General features: G+C 50.0%; 1 rRNA gene. It reads right to left on the bottom strand.

Going from position 1 to position 266, the window contains the following annotated elements:
• Positions 1–266, bottom strand: a 16S ribosomal RNA gene (locus tag ACTHSL_RS13725); the annotation flags it as partial.

Here is a 266-nt window from a genome sequence, read left to right on the forward strand (position 1 = left end):
GACTACTAGGGTATCTAATCCTGTTTGCTACCCACGCTTTCGTGCCTCAGTGTCAGTGTTGGTCCAGTAAGCCGCCTTCGCCACTGATGTTCCTCCCGATATCTACGCATTTCACCGCTACACCGGGAATTCCGCTTACCTCTACCACACTCTAGTTTGGCAGTATCAAATGCAATTCCCAGGTTAAGCACGGGGATTTCACATCTGACTTATCAAACCACCTACGCACCCTTTACGCCCAGTAATTCCGATTAACGCTTGCACCC

The sequence above is a fragment of the Neisseria sp. P0008.S010 genome (assembly GCF_051962715.1).
Lineage (GTDB): Bacteria > Pseudomonadota > Gammaproteobacteria > Burkholderiales > Neisseriaceae > Neisseria > Neisseria elongata.